Origin of the sequence: Flavonifractor sp. AGMB03687 (assembly GCF_017811815.1) — a bacterium.
Taxonomy (GTDB): Bacteria; Bacillota; Clostridia; order Oscillospirales; family Oscillospiraceae; genus Flavonifractor.
The window spans coordinates 442,221-459,956 of record NZ_JADKZI010000002.1 but is presented as its reverse complement, the minus strand read 5'-3'; the positions used below and the strand labels follow the sequence as shown (position 1 = coordinate 459,956).

Annotated in this window: 21 protein-coding genes; all 21 read left to right on the top strand. The window is 62.8% G+C overall.

The window, feature by feature from the left end; genetic code table 11:
• Positions 1-4 precede the first annotated feature (4 nt).
• Entirely contained in the window at positions 5-922 is a 918-nt protein-coding gene (gene trxB, locus J9789_RS05710; protein ID WP_209343432.1) for a thioredoxin-disulfide reductase, read from the top strand.
• Positions 923-938: 16 nt separating this feature from the next.
• Entirely contained in the window at positions 939-1,373 is a 435-nt protein-coding gene (locus J9789_RS05705) for an Rrf2 family transcriptional regulator (RefSeq protein ID WP_209343430.1), read from the top strand.
• On the top strand, positions 1,370-2,689 hold the full coding sequence (locus J9789_RS05700; RefSeq protein ID WP_209343428.1) for a cytochrome c biogenesis protein CcdA: 1,320 nt from the start codon (positions 1,370-1,372) through the stop codon (positions 2,687-2,689). The genes J9789_RS05705 and J9789_RS05700 overlap by 4 nt, the downstream gene beginning before the upstream one ends.
• 86 nt (positions 2,690-2,775) lie before the next feature.
• Entirely contained in the window at positions 2,776-3,906 is a 1,131-nt protein-coding gene (gene tgt / locus J9789_RS05695) for a tRNA guanosine(34) transglycosylase Tgt (protein WP_209343426.1), read from the top strand.
• Positions 3,907-4,071: 165 nt separating this feature from the next.
• On the top strand, positions 4,072-4,377 hold the full coding sequence (gene yajC / locus J9789_RS05690; RefSeq protein WP_245185084.1) for a preprotein translocase subunit YajC: 306 nt from the start codon (positions 4,072-4,074) through the stop codon (positions 4,375-4,377).
• A gap of 61 nt (positions 4,378-4,438) precedes the next feature.
• Complete coding sequence (locus J9789_RS05685) at positions 4,439-4,864, top strand: TIGR04086 family membrane protein (RefSeq protein ID WP_245185083.1); 426 nt, start codon at positions 4,439-4,441, stop codon at positions 4,862-4,864.
• Between the two features lie 58 nt (positions 4,865-4,922).
• A complete protein-coding gene (scfA, locus tag J9789_RS05680) occupies positions 4,923-5,063 on the top strand; it encodes a six-cysteine ranthipeptide SCIFF (protein ID WP_087188745.1) in 141 nt (46 codons plus the stop codon).
• Between the two features lie 69 nt (positions 5,064-5,132).
• Positions 5,133-6,512 (top strand): thioether cross-link-forming SCIFF peptide maturase, encoded by a 1,380-nt coding sequence (gene scfB, locus J9789_RS05675; RefSeq protein ID WP_209343424.1) that lies wholly within the window; start codon positions 5,133-5,135, stop codon positions 6,510-6,512.
• A gap of 453 nt (positions 6,513-6,965) precedes the next feature.
• The gene (locus J9789_RS05670; protein ID WP_348633636.1) at positions 6,966-7,598 is read left to right on the top strand and encodes a stage II sporulation protein M; all 633 of its coding nucleotides are present in this window, start codon (positions 6,966-6,968) and stop codon (positions 7,596-7,598) included.
• Between the two features lie 25 nt (positions 7,599-7,623).
• On the top strand, positions 7,624-8,502 hold the full coding sequence (gene xerD / locus J9789_RS05665) for a site-specific tyrosine recombinase XerD (protein WP_209343415.1): 879 nt from the start codon (positions 7,624-7,626) through the stop codon (positions 8,500-8,502).
• Positions 8,503-8,639: 137 nt separating this feature from the next.
• On the top strand, positions 8,640-9,173 hold the full coding sequence (ruvC, locus tag J9789_RS05660; protein WP_209343413.1) for a crossover junction endodeoxyribonuclease RuvC: 534 nt from the start codon (positions 8,640-8,642) through the stop codon (positions 9,171-9,173).
• 13 nt (positions 9,174-9,186) lie between these two features.
• Positions 9,187-9,792 carry a Holliday junction branch migration protein RuvA gene (gene ruvA / locus J9789_RS05655; protein ID WP_209343411.1) on the top strand — a complete coding sequence of 202 codons (606 nt, stop codon included), beginning with the start codon at positions 9,187-9,189 and terminating at the stop codon, positions 9,790-9,792.
• 22 nt (positions 9,793-9,814) lie between these two features.
• The gene (locus J9789_RS05650; protein ID WP_209343410.1) at positions 9,815-10,153 is read left to right on the top strand and encodes a DUF6054 family protein; all 339 of its coding nucleotides are present in this window, start codon (positions 9,815-9,817) and stop codon (positions 10,151-10,153) included.
• Between the two features lie 28 nt (positions 10,154-10,181).
• Entirely contained in the window at positions 10,182-10,490 is a 309-nt protein-coding gene (locus tag J9789_RS05645) for a DUF3784 domain-containing protein (protein WP_348633635.1), read from the top strand.
• 4 nt (positions 10,491-10,494) lie between these two features.
• Complete coding sequence (ruvB, locus tag J9789_RS05640) at positions 10,495-11,550, top strand: Holliday junction branch migration DNA helicase RuvB (protein WP_209343407.1); 1,056 nt, start codon at positions 10,495-10,497, stop codon at positions 11,548-11,550.
• Between the two features lie 39 nt (positions 11,551-11,589).
• Complete coding sequence (locus J9789_RS05635; protein WP_209343405.1) at positions 11,590-11,967, top strand: SdpI family protein; 378 nt, start codon at positions 11,590-11,592, stop codon at positions 11,965-11,967.
• A gap of 5 nt (positions 11,968-11,972) precedes the next feature.
• On the top strand, positions 11,973-13,325 hold the full coding sequence (gene glmM / locus J9789_RS05630) for a phosphoglucosamine mutase (protein ID WP_209343403.1): 1,353 nt from the start codon (positions 11,973-11,975) through the stop codon (positions 13,323-13,325).
• Positions 13,326-13,400: 75 nt separating this feature from the next.
• The gene (locus J9789_RS05625) at positions 13,401-14,036 is read left to right on the top strand and encodes a sigma-70 family RNA polymerase sigma factor (protein ID WP_209343401.1); all 636 of its coding nucleotides are present in this window, start codon (positions 13,401-13,403) and stop codon (positions 14,034-14,036) included.
• A gap of 71 nt (positions 14,037-14,107) precedes the next feature.
• Entirely contained in the window at positions 14,108-14,389 is a 282-nt protein-coding gene (locus tag J9789_RS05620; RefSeq protein ID WP_087334122.1) for a zinc-ribbon domain containing protein, read from the top strand.
• Between the two features lie 184 nt (positions 14,390-14,573).
• Complete coding sequence (locus J9789_RS05615; RefSeq protein ID WP_209343399.1) at positions 14,574-15,194, top strand: hypothetical protein; 621 nt, start codon at positions 14,574-14,576, stop codon at positions 15,192-15,194.
• A 3-nt stretch (positions 15,195-15,197) separates the two neighbouring features.
• On the top strand, positions 15,198-17,654 hold the full coding sequence (locus J9789_RS05610) for an S-layer homology domain-containing protein (RefSeq protein ID WP_348633643.1): 2,457 nt from the start codon (positions 15,198-15,200) through the stop codon (positions 17,652-17,654).
• Positions 17,655-17,736: the final 82 nt, after the last annotated feature.

Sequence of the window (17,736 nt, the reverse complement as noted above, 5' to 3'; positions counted from 1 at the left end):
CGGCATGACGCATTATGAAATTCTCATCGTAGGGGGCGGCCCCGCCGGTTACACGGCGGCCCTGTATGCCGCCCGAAGCGGCCGCAAGACGGCGGTGGTGGAGAAGCTGTCCCCCGGCGGGCAGATGGCCACCACCTCGGTCATTGACAACTATCCCGGCTTCCCCGACGGGGTGGACGGCTTCGAGCTGGGGGAGAAGATGGAGCAGCAGGCCCGGAAATACGGCGCGGAGACCGTCTACGCCGAAGTCACCGGGGCGGACCTGGCCGCCGTGCCCAAGGTGCTCCACACCAGCGAGGGGGACCTGACCGCCGACGCGGTGATCCTGGCCACCGGGGCCTATCCCCGGGAGCTGGGCCTCCCCGGCGAGAGCGAGCTGCGGGGAAGAGGCATCGCCTACTGCGCCGCCTGCGACGGTATGATGTACCGGGGCAAGGTGGTGGCGGTGAACGGCGGCGGCAACACCGCCGTGGAGGACGCCCTCTACCTGTCCAAGCTGTGCAGCAAGGTGTACCTCATCCACCGGCGAGACAGCCTGCGGGCCTCTGCGGTGTACCACAAGGCCCTGGAGGAGGCGGGGGTGGAGATCGTCTGGAACTCCCGCGTCACAGCCCTGCACAAGGAGAAGCGCCTGACAGGCATCGAGCTGGAGAACGTGGTCACCGGTGAGAAATCCGAGCTGGCCTGCGACGGCCTCTTCGTGGCGGTGGGCCGGGTGCCCGACACCGCCCTCTTCGCCGGACAGGTGGAGACCGATCCGGCAGGCTACCTGGTGGCCGACGAGAGCTGCCGCACCAGTGTGCCCGGCGTGTTTGCCGCCGGAGATGTGCGCACCAAGGCCCTGCGGCAGGTCATTACCGCCGCCGCCGACGGCGCCAGCGCGGCCCACTGGGCGGAAGAGTATCTGCTGAAACGAGTGTAAAGGAGAATCCCATTCCATGAACGGCCTGTTCTGTGTGGCGGTCCACGCCCTGATCTATCTGGATAAGCGGGGGTGTATGCTCTCCAGCGAGGAGCTGGCGGCCAACATCTGCACCAACCCGGCCCGGGTGCGCAAGGTGATGGCCAAGCTGAAGAAGGCGGGGCTGGTGACCACCCGCACCGGCACCGACGGGGGCTATCAGATCACCGCCGACCCGGCCCGGCTCACCCTGGACGTGGTGGCCGACGCGCTGGAGGTCCGCTTCGTGGAGCCCGCCTGGCACAGCGGCGGCGGGGTGGACTGCGGCTGCATGGTGGCCTCCGGCATGGCCGGGGTGATGGACGCCCTCTTTGACGACCTGGACGGGCGGTGCAGAGCCCGTCTGGCCCAGCTCCGCCTGGCCGATCTGGAGGGACAGCTGGAATCCATCCAAAAAGGAGAGACCCTATGAATTTACAGCTGGAAACCAGTGTGCCGGTCCTCACCGTCTTTATCCAGGGCCTGCTCAGCTTCTTTTCCCCCTGTGTGCTCCCTCTGGTGCCCCTGTACGTAGGCTATCTGGCCGGGGGCGCCCGGACGGTGGACGAGAAGGGCAACATCCGCTATCCCCGGGGGAAGGTGCTGGTCAACACTCTGTTCTTTGTTATCGGTGTCAGCTTCGCCTTCTTCCTGCTGGGTCTGGGCTTCACCGCTGCCGGCCGCTTCTTCAGCGGCCATCAGACCTGGTTTGCTCGCATCAGCGGCGTTATTATGATCCTGTTCGGTATCTACCAGTTCGGCTTCTTCGGCAAGGCTGCCGCCCTGGAGACCGAGCACCGGCTGCCCTTCCGACTGGAGCGGTGGTCCATGAACCCACTGGTGGCCCTGGTGCTGGGCTTCACCTTCAGCTTCGCCTGGACCCCCTGCGTGGGGCCCACCCTGGGCAGCGTGCTGCTGATGGCCTCTTCCGCCGCCAGCGCCGGCAAGGGGTTCCTGCTCATCGCCGTCTATACCGCCGGCTTTGTTATTCCCTTCCTGGCGGTGGGTATCTTCACCGGAACAGTGCTCAACTTCTTTAAAAAGCACCAGAAGGTGGTCAAGTACACCGGCAAGGTGGGGGCGGCTCTGATGGTTCTCATGGGCATTATGACCCTCACCGGCTTCATGAACGGCATCACCGGCTACCTGTCCGGGGTAGGCGGTGGGAGCGCCCTGGCCGCCCCGCCCAAGCAGAGCGAGAGCGTCACTCCCACACCGGAGGTCACGGAGACCCCTGCGCCGGAGCCCTCGGCTCAGCCCACCTCCAGACCGGTGATCCCGGCTCCCGACTTCACCCTCACCGATCAGTACGGCAACACTCACACCCTGTCCGACTACAAGGGCAAGACGGTGTTCCTCAACTTCTGGGCCACCTGGTGCGGTCCCTGCCAGAGCGAGATGCCCGACATCCAGGCCCTCTATGAGAAGTACGGGGAGAACAGCGGGGACCTGGTGGTGCTGGGGATCGCCAATCCCAAGACCGACGCCTATCCCACAAACCGGGAAGGCACTCAGGAAGAGGTGGAGCAGTTCCTGGATGAGCGCGGTTACACCTTCCCGGTGCTCATGGACACCACAGGGCAGGTCTTTGCCTACTACGGCATTTCCGCCTTTCCCACCACCTTTATGATCGACGCCAATGGCAACGTGTACGGCTATGTGCCCGGCGCCATGTCGGCGTCCATCATGGAGTCGGTGGTGCAGCAGACCATGGACAGCGTACAAGAAACAGGGGAGAGCGGCGCATAGCGCCGCTCTTTCTGGTTTTGGGGCGTTGTCATTTTCCCTGGTTTCTGGTATGATAAATAACACTTGCAAAATAAAGGGGTTTTACTGTGTTTGAAGTGATCAAGACCGAGGGCAAGGCCCGCCGCGGCGTCTTTACCTGCGCCCACGGCACCGTGCAGACGCCGGTTTTTATGAATGTAGGCACCCAGGGCGCCATCAAGGGCGCTCTGTCCGCCTTTGACCTGAAGGACATCGGCTGCCAGGTGGAGCTGTCCAACACCTACCACCTCCACCTCCGGCCCGGCGACCAGGTGGTGCGCCAGATGGGTGGCCTCCACAAGTTCATGCGGTGGGACGGGCCCATCCTCACCGACTCGGGCGGATTCCAGGTGTTCTCCCTGTCCGGCCTGCGGAAGATCAAGGAGGAGGGGGTCACCTTTGCCTCCCACATCGACGGCCGCCGCATCTTCATGGGGCCTGAGGAGTCCATGCAGATCCAGTCCAACCTGGGCAGCGACATTGCCATGGCCTTTGACGAGTGCGTGGAGAACCCGGCCACCTATGAATACGCCAAAAATTCCTGCGAGCGCACCCTGCGCTGGCTCCAGCGGTGCAAGGTGGAGCACGACCGGCTCAATGCTCTGCCCGACACGGTGAATCCCCATCAGATGCTCTTCGGCATCAACCAGGGCGCCACCTTCCCCGACCTGCGGGTGTGGCACATGAAGGAGACCGCCAAGATCGACTGCGAGGGTTACGCCATCGGCGGTCTAGCGGTGGGGGAGCCCACCCAGGTGATGTACGACATCATCGACGCGGTGGAGCCCCACATGCCGGCGGACAAGCCCCGGTATCTCATGGGTGTGGGCACCCCCTCCAACATCATCGAGGGCGTGGCCCGGGGCGTGGACTTCTTCGACTGCGTTATGCCCGCCCGCAACGCCCGCCACGCCAAGCTCTTTACCTGGTCGGGTGCCATGAACATCCGCAACGAGAAGTACAAGACCGATGAGCGGCCCATTGACCCCGACTGCGACTGCCCGGTGTGCCGCAACTTCTCCCGGGCCTACCTGCGCCACCTCTTCGTGGCCGACGAGATGCTGGCCATGCGTCTGGCGGTGATGCACAACCTCTATTTCTATAACAAGCTGGCCCAGCGCATCCGGGACGCCCTGGACGCCGGTCAGTTCGCCGCCTTCCGGGCGGAATATTCGGAGAAGTTGGCCGGGCGGATCTAAAACAAATTGTGAAACATAGCGAAAAACACTTGTCAAAACCTGCAAATCGTTTTATAATGTCCCATTGATGACGCATAGCGTCAAACGTTTAATTCGGAGGGGATTGTATTGACAGCACAGATCACCAATGCGATGTTGTCCAGCACCACAAGCGGAACGAGTAGTATGTTGAGCATGATTATTCCTCTGGTGCTCCTCATCGCGGTGTTTTACTTCCTGCTGATTCGGCCCGAGAACAAGAAGAAGAAGGAAGCTGCCAAGATGCGTTCCGAGCTGGCCGTGGGTGATCAGATCACCACCATCGGCGGCATCGTGGGCACCATCTGCGCCGTGAAGGAGAACACCATCGTGATCGAGACCAGCTCTGATCGCGTGCGCATGGAGTTCACCAAGTGGGCTGTGTCTACCCGCGGCACCCAGACCACTGAGGACGGCACCGGCGAGACCAAGGACGCCAAGGACAAGAAGTAATAAGAAACGCCCTCCCGGCATAGGTTTCATCAGGAACCTGTGGCAAGGGAGGGTGTTTTTTATGCGAAAAAAGGAGGAAGACCAGGGGGCGAAGCTGCTGTGCTGCGCCCTGGGGATCCTGTTGGGGGGCCTGCTGGCCCTGGGGGTGTGCCTGCTGTTCCTGCTGGGTATGTCGCTGGCCATCTCCGGCGGCGTGCTGGGCATGGAGCTGACCTACCAGATCACCATTGTGGGCTGCGTGCTGGGGGGCTTCTGCGGGGGCCTGCTAACGGTGAACCGCTGCGGCGGGGGACTGGCCGCCGGTCTGCTTACCGGAGCGGTGCTGTTTTTGCTGGTGCTCACCCTGGGCGCCCTGTGCTTCCGGGACGTATCCCTGGAGGCGGGCGGCATCGGCCTGCTGTGCGGAGCCCTGTGCGGCGGGGCCGCGGCGGGCCTGGTGGGAAGCGGTTCCGGCGGGAGCAAGCGGAAAAAACGCAGAAAGCGTTGAAATTCGAAAGACCCTATGGTATAATGACTTGAAATCTCTATTTGGGAGGGAAATCAGAATGAAGCATATCAAGACGCTCAACGGCGCTACTCTGAAGAAGAGCGCCGCCCACGGCGGCTGCGGCGAGTGCCAGACCTCCTGCCAGTCCGCCTGTAAGACCTCTTGCACCGTGGCCAACCAGAAGTGCGAGAACCGGTAACACACAAAAGGGCAAGGGTGGGCGAATAAGCCCACCCTTTGCTATGCTCTGAGGAAGGAACAAAACATTATGGTACATACCTTTCAGTGTCTCGGCGTGCGCATCGCCGTGGACGTCAACAGCGGCGCCGTCCATGTGCTGGACGAGCTGACCTATGACCTGCTCTCCGCCCTGGCTGAGCGGGAGGAAAACGGGGAGAGCCTTGGGGGAGAGCTGCCGGCCGAGCTGGCTGCCGCGCTGCCCCAGTATGACCCCGCCGCCCTGGCCGAGGCCTGGGGGGAGCTGCAGGGCCTGAAGCAGGAGGGCCTGCTCTTTGAGGCCGACGACTACATCGACCGGGACAAGGCCGCCTCCATGCAGCAGCAGGCCCTGGTGAAGGCCCTGTGCCTCCACGTGTCCCACGACTGCAACCTGCGGTGCAAGTACTGCTTCGCCTCCACCGGTGACTTCGGCACCGGAAAGCGCATGACCATGGACATCGAGACCGCCAAGAAAGCCATCGATTTCGTGGTAGCCAAGTCCGGCAACCGCCGCAACATCGAGGTGGACTTCTTCGGCGGCGAGCCCCTGATGGCCATGGACACCGTCAAGGCCACCGTGGAGTACGCCCGGTCCATCGAGAAGGAGCATGACAAGTACTTCCGCTTCACCATGACCACCAACGGCGTGCTGCTGGACGACGAGAACATCGAGTACATCAACCGTGAGATGTCCAACGCGGTGCTGTCCATGGACGGCCGCAAGGAGGTCAACGACGATCTGCGGCCCACCATCAACGGCAAGGGCTCCTATGATGTCATCGTGCCCAAGTTCAAAAAGCTCATCGCCGGCCGCGGTACCAAGGACTACTACCTGCGTGGTACCTTCACCCGCTACCACAAAGACTTTGCTGAGGACGTGAAGGCTCTGGCCGCCATCGGCAAGAACGTGTCCGTGGAGCCCGTGGTGGGGAAGGAGACCGATCCCTACGCCATCCAGGAGTCCGATCTGCCTGAGCTGAAGGCCGAGTACGAGAAGCTGGCCGAGTACCTGAAGGACCACCGGGAGACCAACTTCTTCCACTTCAACGTGGATCTGGCCCAGGGCCCCTGCGTTATCAAGCGGCTGCGTGGCTGCGGCGCCGGCTGCGAGTACGTGGCCATCACCCCCGACGGCGACATCTACCCCTGCCACCAGTTCGTGGGCAACGAGGAGTACAAGCTGGGCAGCGTGAAGGACGGTTCCTTCGACAGCAGCCTGTCCAGCAAGTTTGCCGGTCTCAACGTGTACACCCGTGAGGAATGCTCCCACTGCTGGGCCCGGTTCTACTGCTCCGGCGGCTGCTCCGCCTCCAATCTGCTTGTCGGCGGCGACATAAAGCACCCCCACAAGGTGGGCTGCGAGCTGGAGCGCAAGCGTCTGGAGTGCGCCATCGCCCTCAAGGCCATCGACGCCGGTATGGCCGACTAAGCCGATTACAAAACGTAATTATACGATTTGTAATCAATGTAATCAACAACCAAAGCCCTGTCTCTCAAGGCGCAAACCCTTGGGAGACAGGGCTTTTTTCGTGATCACCAGCCGGAGAGGGGAGAGGGCGGATCTCTGTGGGCCCGGCGGAATGAGAAGAGGGCTTTCGCTGTTTACCGCTCCTGAAAAGGAGTCTTGCTTTACAGAAAACGGCGGCGTCAATCTGCTGTTACGGCCCCAAAAGGCCACTGGACCAGGGGTGGTTGGGTGGCTCTGTTTCGTTAATTTACATAAAACTGTTAACATAATAATATGGCATAATCACCAAAAATAACTTTTTTCCTTGCTGCGTCTTGCACAATGCTCGTTGTTAAGTTATAGTTATAATCAGAAGTGAACAAGCGGGTCTGAAAATGTGGTCTTGTGCATAGGCTTTTCTGGGAGGTGAAGTGTGTGCGCAGGACCATTGTAGCGGCCTGGAACGTGCCGGCGGACGGCATCGTTCCGGCGCTGATCATCCTGTCGGCCTGCTTTGTGGCCGGAGGCCTGGTGGGCTGTCTGCTGGCCGCCCAGGTGGGCGGCGCCGGTGAGACCAGCCTCCACGCCTATCTGGAGGCCTTTTTGGCGGCTGCCCAGGGGGGCGCCGTGGATATTCCCGCCCTTTGGGGCCAGATCTGGGACACCCTGCGCTGGCCGCTGGCGGCGCTGCTGCTGGGCTTTACCGCCCTGGGTGTGCTGGGGCTGCCGGTGCTCTTTGCCGTGCGGGGCTTTTTGCTGGCCTTTTCCATTGCCTCCTTTGTGCGGGCTTTTGGCGGCACCGGCTGGCTGCTGGCCTGTCTGGTGTTCGGCATCGGCGGGGCCCTGTCCCTGCCCGTTCTGTTCGTGCTTGGGGTACAGAGCTTTCTGTCCGCCCGGGCTCTGGCGGCACGGGTGAGGGGGGACGGCAAGGGCCGGGTGCTCTGGGGCCGGGACTGTCTGATCCGCTGCGCCATGTGCGGCGGTGTTTTGTGTGTGTGTATCCTGCTGGAGCGGACCGCGGTGCCCGCCATCCTCTCAGGGGCGGCAGGCGTGCTTTTGAACCGATAGAGAGAAGCGAGAAGGTGTTGGACGGATGGAGTATCTGAACGGCTACGAACGGTATCTGACAGAAGAAAAAAAGGCGTCGCCCAACACGCTGAGTTCCTATCTGCGTGATGTGCGCCAGTATCTGAGCTGGCTGGAGGAGGAGGGACTCTCTCCCATCCAGGCCTCCCATGCCGATGTGGAGGCCTACTCCCGGAGCATGACCGCCCGGGGCAAGTCGGCGGCCACGGTGACCCGGAGCCAGGCCTCCCTTAAGTCCTTCTATTCCTGGCTGATGGAGATCGGGCAGGTGGAGGAGAACCCCGCCCGGGGACTGACCCAGACCAAGGTGGAGCGCAAGCTGCCCCACATCCTCACCTCCCGGGAGGTGGAGCTCTTTCTGGAGCAGCCCGACCCCTCCGACGCCAAGGGCTGCCGGGACAAGGCCATGCTGGAGCTGCTCTACGCCACCGGCATCCGGGTTTCCGAGCTCATCGGGCTGAATCTGGACAATCTGAACCTGTCCGCCGGTTTCGTGCGGTGCGCCAGCCGGGGGAAGGAGCGCATCATCCCCTTGTATCAGACCGCCATCCGGGCTTTGCAGCACTATGTGGACCGGGTACGGCCCCGGATGGTGGAGCACCCCGACGAGAAGGCTCTCTTCGTCAACATGAGCGGGGAGCGGATGAGCCGCCAGGGCTTTTGGAAGATCATCAAGCACTACCAGGAGAAGGCGGGTATCCAGAAGGTCATTACCCCCCATACCCTCCGTCATTCCTTCGCCGCCCATCTGCTGGAAAACGGCGCCGACCTCCACTCCATTCAGGAGATGCTGGGCCACGCCGATATCTCCTCTACCCAGATCTACACCCAGCTGGTGAGCCAGAAGCTGAAGGACGTGTACAACAAGGCCCATCCCAGAGCGTAAATCACACCGGCCGCGGAACTCCGCGGCCGGTTTTTTGCGTCCGAACGGGGCCACCGGACGCCCATTTCCTCCTTGCGCCCCATCCGCCGCCGTGATACAATATTCTCTGTATAGCATACAGAAAGGGAACCGACGCCATGCTGATTTTAGGGATCGACCCCGGCTTTGCCATTGTGGGCTTCGGCCTGGTGGAGGCGGCGGGGGGCAGAGCGCGGCTGGTCCAGTGCGGCGCCATCACCACCCCGGCGGGGGAGAGCCTGCCCGCCCGGCTCCTCCAGATCTCCGACGACATGGACCAGCTTCTGGAGCAGTTCAAGCCGGAGGCCATGGCCATTGAGGAGCTTTTCTTCAACAACAACATCACCACCGGCATCGGCGTGGCCCAGGCCCGCGGAGTGCTGCTGCTGGCAGCGGAGCGGCACGGGGTGCCCATCTACGAATACACCCCCAGCCAGGTGAAGCAGGCAGTGGTGGGCTACGGCAAGGCCGAAAAGCGGCAGGTCATGGACATGACCAAGCGGCTTTTGAACCTGAAGGCCGTCCCCAAGCCGGACGACGCTGCCGACGCGGTGGCCATCGCCCTGTGCCACGCCCGCTCGTACACCTCCCGGCTCCAGAGCCCCGACGCCAACCGGCCGGGCAGCGGCCGGTACGCCGTACGCAAGGATTAGGAGTTACATCATTATGTTTTACTATGTCAAAGGAACCGTGGCCCATACCGCCCCCTATCTGGCGGTCATCGACTGCGGCGGGGTGGGCTACGCCTGCCGCACCACCAACAACACCCTCTCCCGGCTGAAAAAAGGGGAGAGCGCCAAGCTGTTTACCCACCTGAACGTCCGGGAGGACGCCATGGAGCTGTACGGCTTCGCCACCGAGAACGAGCTTAACTGCTTCCAGCTGCTCATCTCGGTGTCCGGCGTGGGACCCAAGGCGGCTCTGTCCATCCTGTCCTCCGCCACCCCCGAGTCCCTGGCCATGAGCATCATCACCGGGGACGAGAAGGCCCTCACCGTGGCCCAGGGCATCGGCAAAAAGATCGCCCAGCGCATCATCCTGGAGCTGAAGGATAAGCTGGCCAAGGGCCAGATCAGCCCCGGCGGCGAGAGCTACGGCGGCACCGGGGTCACCGTCATCCCGGAGAACAAATCCTCCGAGGCGGCCGCCGCTCTGGCGGTGCTGGGCTACTCCCAGACCGAGATCGGCATGGCCCTCAAGGGCATCGACGTGGATACCCTCAGCCTGGAGGACATCATCAAGCAGGCCCTGAAGAAAATGATGAAGGGGTAATCCCCCGAAGGGAGGATCCATCATGGCCAAACTGGAACGGGATCTCTCCGGCAGCTTTGACCGGCTGCTGGACTATCTCCACGACGGCATTTTGAACGGTAGTTCTTCCGCCAGTTGGGAGGACAGCAGCGATTATCGCAACGGTTCCTTCCGAGTGGCTGTCCGGGTGTATGAGCGGTACAGCTTCATGGGCGGCAACCGGGTGAGCCTCAATCTGACCCTTGTGGGGAACGGCCCCCATCTGTTCCTGTCCGCCATCACCTCCGGCGGCAGTCAGGCTGTGCTGTTCAAGATCAACACCCTGGGCGAAGAGGCTTTTCTGGATAAGCTGGAGGAGCTGCTGGACGCCTGGAGGGGGTAAAAACATAGAACGCTGGATCGCCCTCTGGGTGCAGCTGGCCGTGGTCCTGCTCTGCGTCGTTCTGGGTATCCTTTTCTCCAAAGGGAAGGGTGCCTTCCTCATTGCGGGGTACAACACCGCCAGTCGCGAGGAGAAGAAAACCTACGACGAAAAAGCCCTGTGCCGCTTTATGGGCAAGCTGATGTTTGCCATCGGCGGGAGCTACTGCCTGATCGCTCTGGGCACCTTCCTGGAGCGTATGGCCCTGACCTGGGTGGGCATCGCCCTCATCCTGGGCCTGGTCCTTTGGGCGGTGATCTATGCCAATACGGGAAACCGGTTCCGAAAAGGGAAGTGAGACTTTGAGTATTGCATTTTCTGAAGACGGATTTGAGACCGAGGAGCCTCTGGTGACCACATCCCTCACCCGGGATGATGAAAACGAGGGCTCCCTGCGGCCTAAAACTTTAAATGAATACATCGGCCAGGAGAAGGCCAAGGGCAACCTGGAGGTCTTTATCCAGGCCGCCAAGATGCGCAATGAGCCCCTGGACCACGTGCTGCTTCACGGCCCCCCGGGCCTGGGCAAGACCACCCTGTCCAACATCATCGCCAATGAGATGGGGGTCAACATCCGCATCACCTCCGGTCCGGCCATTGAAAAGCCCGGCGATCTGGCGGCCCTGCTCACCAATCTGGCGGAGAACGACATCCTGTTCGTGGATGAGATCCACCGGCTTAACCGGTCGGTGGAGGAGATTTTGTACCCCGCCATGGAGGACTTTGCCATTGATATCATCATCGGCAAGGGGCCTTCCGCCAACTCCATCCGGTTGGACCTGCCCAAATTCACCCTCATCGGGGCCACCACCCGGGCGGGTCAGCTGTCCGCACCTCTGCGGGACCGGTTCGGCGTGACCCTGCGGCTGGAGCTGTATACCCCGGAGGAGCTGGCCCTCATCGTCACCCGGTCGGCGGGCATCCTGGATGTACCCATCGAGGCCGACGGCGCCATGGAGATCGCCAAGCGCAGCCGGGGCACGCCCCGGATCGCCAACCGGATGCTGCGCCGGGTGCGGGACTTTGCCCAGGTACGGGCAGGGGGCGTCATCACCCGGGAGGTGGCCGACCAGGCCCTGTCCGCCCTGGAGGTGGACCACCTGGGGCTGGACGCCATCGACCGGCGGATGTTAAGCTCCATCATCGAGCACTACGGCGGCGGTCCGGTGGGTCTGGAGACCCTGGCTGCCACCATCAACGAGGAGGCCGTCACCCTGGAGGACGTGTATGAGCCCTATCTGATGCAGATGGGCTTCCTCACCCGCACCCCCAGAGGGCGGTGCGTCACCCGCCGGGCCTATGAGCACCTGGGCCTGGCTGTCCCCGGCGGGGTCGGCATGGAGCAGCTGAGCTTTTAATGAAATGAGTGGGCCACCGACAGAAAAGGGGAGAGGGCAATGGGCTTCTGGATCTTTTGTACCGCCATGGTCCTGCTGACCCCGGCGGTCATGCTGCTGTTCGGTTGGCGCTTTCAAACGAAGCCGCCCAAAACCATCAACAGCCTGTACGGCTACCGCACCACCCGGTCCATGAAGAACCAGGACACCTGGGACTTTGCCCACCGGACCTGCGGCAAGCTGTGGTTCAAGCTGGGGCTGGTGCTGCTGCCGGTGAGCCTGCTGGCCATGCTGACCGTACTGGGCCGGGGGACTACCCCGGTGGGGACGGCGTGCTTTGTGGTTGTCATGATACAGATGGCCGTGCTGGTGGGGAGTCTGTTCCCCGTGGAGCGGGCCTTAAAGAAAACCTTTGATGATTTCGGTAGAAAGAGGTAATCAATATGGGTAAACTGTTTGGAACGGACGGTATCCGCGGCGTGGTCAACGCCGGTCTGGACGCAGAACTGGCTTACGACGTGGGCGTAGCCGCGGCCTATGTGCTGGCCCAGGCGAAAGGGGAGGGACGTCCCCGCTTCGCCATCGGCAAGGACACCCGCATCTCCTCCGACCTGCTGGAGGGCGCCCTCATCGCCGGACTGTGCTCCGCCGGAGCCGACGTGCTCCACCTGGGCGTGATCCCCACCCCCGGCGTGGCCTGGGTGACGGTGGACAGCGGCTGCGACGCCGGCATCGTCATCTCCGCCTCCCACAACCCCTTTGAGCACAACGGCATCAAGATCTTCAACAGCCAGGGCTTCAAGCTGTCCGACGAGCTGGAGGGCAAGATCGAGGACATCATCCTCAACAAGGTGTCCGTGCCCCGCAAGACCGGCGGCGACATCGGCCGGGTGGTGTATGCCGACCAGAAGGAGAGCCAGGACTACATCGACCACCTGGTATCCACCATCGACACCGATCTGTCCGGCCTGAAGATCCTGGTGGACTGCGCCAACGGCGCCTCCTCCGCCACCGCCGGCCGGCTCTTCGACTCCTTCTCCGACCTGCACACCGACATCATCAACGCCGATCCCGACGGCGTGAACATCAACAACGGCTGCGGCTCCACCCATCTGGACAGCCTGAAGGCCATGGTAACGGCAGGGAAGTACGACCTGGGCATCGCCTTTGACGGCGACGCCGACCGCTGCCTCATGGTGGACGAGACCGGCGAGGAGATCGACGGCGACCAGGTCATCGCCGCCTGCGGCCTGGACCTGCTGTCCAAGGGCCAGCTGCCCGGCAGCGCCATCGTGGGCACCGTCATGAGCAACCTGGGCCTGCACGTCTTCTGCCGGGAGCACAACATGGAGCTCTTCTGCACCGCCGTGGGCGACCGCAACGTGCTGGAGAAGATGGAGGAGGAAGGCTGGGTCCTGGGCGGCGAGCAGTCCGGCCACACCATCTTCCGCAAGTACGCCACCACCGGCGACGGCCAGCTCACCGCGCTGCAGTTTTTGGCCCTGCTCCACCGCTCCGGCAAGAAGGCCTCCCAGTTGGTGGAGGGCTGCAAGCGCTACCCCCAGACCCTCATCAACGTGCCTGTGGCCGACAACGCCGCCAAGCAGGCCATCATGAACGATCCCGACATCATGGCCGCCGTGGCCGAGCAGGAGAAGCTGCTGGCCGGTACCGGCCGGGTGCTGGTGCGCCCCTCGGGCACCGAGGCTCTGGTGCGGGTCATGGTGGAGGCCCAGAGCCAGGACGATGCAGAAAAAGTTGCATCCCTCTTGGCAAATGTCATAAAAAATCGGTGAGAATCCCGAAGTATTTTTTCATAATCGCTTGACAAATTCAGGTATCTACGCTTATAATGTGCAAGGAGAAACGGCATGAAAGCTGACCATTTCCAACCGCTGGAGCCGGACGACGAAAGGCTGTGCGCTCTGGCCGCCTCCGGTGACCGCCAGGCCGAGGAGGCCCTGGTTGTGCGCTACAACCGCCTGGTGCGCATCTGCGCCCGGCCCTATTTTCTGGCCGGCGGCGACAGCGAGGATCTGATCCAGGAGGGAATGGTGGGGCTGCTGGCCGCCATCCGGGAATATGACCCGGAGAAGGCCGCTTCCTTCCGCACCTACGCGGAGGTCTGCATCAAAAACCGCCTTTTCTCTGTTATCAAAGCAGCAGCAAGAGATAAGCACATACCGCTGAACAACTCCGTCTCGTTCGGAAACCCTCTTTTTAGTGGGAACGGCGATCCATTGGCGTTCGGCGCGTCTGACGGTCCGGAAACCGATCCGGAGGAGATCCTCCTCAGCCGGGAATCCTTTCGGGAACGTCTGGAGGCGCTGATGGGCCAGCTGTCCGGCTTCGAGGCAAGCGTACTTCGGTTGTATCTGAACGGTTTGTCCTACTCCGAAATTGCAGCCGAGGTAAACAAGTCCCCCAAATCGGTGGACAACGCGGTGCAGCGTATCCGGCGCAAGCTGGCGCAGCAATCTTCTTCCGGCGACATCAGCAAAGGCTGATCGCAATATTACACTGACCCAGCACATGGATCATCCGGACCTGGGCAAAGAAGCAAAGAGAGGGTAACATCATGTACGAAGACAAGACTCTGGTATGTAAGGAATGTGGCCAGGAGTTCGTGTTCACCGCCGGTGAGCAGGAGTTCTACGCCGAGCGCGGCTTCCAGAACGAGCCCCAGCGCTGCAAGGCTTGCCGTGACGCCCGCAAGGCTGCCTCCCGCGGCCCCCGCGAGTACTTCACCGCTACCTGCGCTGCCTGCGGCGGCGAGGCCAAGGTGCCCTTCGAGCCCAAGTCCGATCGTCCTGTTTACTGCAGCGACTGCTTCGCTCGCATGCGCGGCGAGCAGCACTAATCTGCAATGCCAAAAGGCCGTCCCATTCGGGACGGCCTTTTTCTATGCCTTCTTAACATATGTAAAGGATATCTTCAGAAGATCTTCCGCTTTCCTCAGTTGACAAAATGTGCTCCACCCCCTATAATGGGCCTACTAATTACTAGGGAATTAGTAGGAAATAAATGTATAACAGGAGACGCAAATGAAACCGACCATGAAAAAGGTGCCCGTTATGCTGACCACCATCGCCCTCGCCGGTCAGCTCACACTTCCCGCTGTTGCGGCCACACCCCTGGCACCCCGCAGCTATGAGGGAAGTATCAACATCACCGAAGCCTTCCGGGATCAGAAGCTCCAGAGCTGGCTGCTCAACGCCGCCAATCTGGGCGGCGCCGGCGCTGACGGCGTGCTCACCCAGGAGGAGCGGATGGCCGTGACCCAGCTGGACCTGTCCGGCCTGGGCCTGACCAGCCTGGAGGGGTTGGGCGCCTTTCCCAATCTTCAGAGCCTGAATTGCTCCAACAACAATCTGGAGCAGCTGCTTCTCACCGACAACACCAAGCTGGTGTTCATTGAGACCTTTGACAACCGGCTGACCAGCATCGATGTGAGCATGCTGCCTGAGCTGACCTTCCTCCATATCGACCACAACCGCCTGACCCATCTGGACATGAGCTACAACACCAAGCTGGAGGGCGGCGGCTTTGTGGCCCGGAACAACTTCATGGAGGAGATCAAGCTGCCCAACCAGCCCGGCCTGACGGTCTATCTGGACGACTACGAGGAGCAGGACCCCATCGAAGGCCACGACCGGGCGGCCTAGTTCCTGGATCAGGAGTGCACCATCCCCGCTCCGGCGGAGCTGGAGGCAGCGGGGCAGACCCTCTACAGCCAGCGGATCGCCAACCGCTACACCATCTATTTCTCCACCAACGGGGGCAACGGCTCCCTGGCAGCCGTGCCCGCCCAGTGGGGGACCGAGCTGCAGCTGCCCCAGAGCACCTTCCGGCGCTACGGCCACACCTTCGCCGGGTGGAACACCCTGCCCAAGGGGAACGGTACCGCCTACAGGGACCAGGAATCAGTGCGCAACCTGGCGGGCAAGAAAACCGACGGGGACCGGATCACCCTTTACGCCCAGTGGACTCCCAACCAGTACACCATCAAGCTGGATCCCAACAGGGGAGAGGGTGAGGTCCAGACCCAGAGCGCCGTTTACGGTCAGGCAGTGACCCTGATGGCAAACCCCTTCACCAACGGTGACAAGGAGTTTGCCGGTTGGGCTACCACGCCTTCCGGAGCGGTGCGCTACGGCAACCAGGCCCAGGTAGAGAGCCTGACCGCCGAGGCAAACGGCACCGTTACCCTGTACGCCGTGTGGCGTACCTCCGTCAGCGAGCTCCAGAAGCCCTATCTGGTCGATCTGGACGCCGCCTTCCGGGGCTATGCCCAGGGCGATTACACCAGTCAGGACTGGAGCACCCTGTCCGAGGCCTACACCGACGCCGTCGGTAAGGTCCAGGCTGCTTCCAACACCTTGGACATGAACCGGATCGTGGAGCAGGCCAAGGCGGCCATGGCGGCAGTGCCCACCGCGCAGAAGCGGGTGGAAGAGGTCATCGGTTCCTGGACGTCGGCCCATGCCGCCGCCCTGGGCTATGTGTCCGCCCACAGTCTGACTGAGTCCAACGCCAAGGAGCTGGAGGGCCTGGCCCAGGCTGCCCTGGAGGATCTGGCCCAGGACAAGCTGGCACTGCGCAGTTCCCTGACCAACGAGGCTGACCGTCAGCAGGTGGTGGGCCAGGCGGCCCAGCAGCTTCAGACCAAGGCGGACGGCCTCTTAACTCTGAGGCAGGTGACCCAGTGGGTGGAGAGCCTGGACGGACTGACCGCCCGGCCCATGGCGCAGGTGCAGCAGGAGCACATCGCCGACTATCAGAGCGCGCTGGACCGGTACAACGGTCTGGAGCTGGCCTGGAAGGAGTACACCAGCCCCGATCTGTCCCATCAGCTGGAGTTCCGGCAGCAGCTGGCCGCGGAGAAGCGGTCCGAGGCCCAGGCCATCCAGGAGAAGTATGACCAGCTGGACAAGAAGGCCTATTCCGCCGAGGGCCAGGCGGCTCTGAGCAGCGCTCTCAACAGCGGCCTGAGCGCCATCCGTGCCGCCGGCTCTGTGGAGGAGGTGCGTCAGGCCGGTACGCTGGCCTGGAACCAGATGGTCCAGGTGCCCACCACGGACCAGAAGCCCACCGTTCCGCCTACTGTGCCGCCCACCGTGCCTCCTACCGGCGGCGGTGGCAGCACCGGTGGCGGCAGCGGTTCCGGTGGTTCCAACAAGCCGACGGTACCTCCTACCACCGGCGGTGGTTCCAACAAGCCCACGGTGCCTCCCACTACCGGCGGCGGCTCCAGTGGAGGCAGCTCCAGCGGCGGTAGTTCCAGTGGTGGAAGCGCTACCGGCGGCACACAGAAGCCCACCGAGAGCACCGTCACGGTTACCGACCAAAAGACCGGCGCCACCGCCCTGGTGACCACCGGCAGCACCGGCAAGGTGACCGCCCAGGTCACCGTTCCCGCCGGTGTTTCCCACGGCACCCTGCGCATCCCCTGCACCGGAGGCACCGGCACCGTGACGGTCCAGGTACTGCCCGACGGCAGCCGCCGGGTGCTGCCCCGTTCCGTCTATCAGAACGGCGCCCTCACCGTGCAGGTGGACCGCTCCGCCACCCTGGAGCTGGTGGACGGCAGCAAGCAGTTTGCCGATGTGTCCGGCCGGGACTGGTTTGCCGATTCCGTCCAGTTTGTGGCCAGCCGGGAGCTGTTCTCCGGCGTGGGCAGCGGCAAATTTGCCCCCGCCGGTACCATGACCCGCTCCATGCTGGTCACCGTGCTCCACCGGCTGGAGGGCAGCCCCGCGCCTGCCTCCAGCGGCAGCTTCCAGGATGTGCCCGCCAACGCCTGGTACAGCGACGCGGCCAACTGGGCGGCGGAGCAGGACATCGCCGGCGGCACCGCCAACGGCCGCTTTGACCCCGACGCCCCTCTCACCCGGGAGACCCTGGCCGTCATGCTCTACCGGTGCGCCGGCAAGCCCGCGGTGACCGGCGGCAGCCTGGACCACTTCCGGGACGGGGCTCAGACCTCCGCCTGGGCCAGAGAGGCCATGGAGTGGGCCTGCGCCAGCGGCATCCTCACCGGCAGCCTGCGGCCCCAGGCCAACATCACCCGGGCTGAGGTGGCCGCCATGCTCACCCGGTTCGTGACCAACACTACAATGGCATAAGAGAAAGGCCCGGATGGTTTTCCATCCGGGCCTTTTGTATCATGGGGGAGATGGGGCGCATAGGATGGTCTGGACGGGGCTC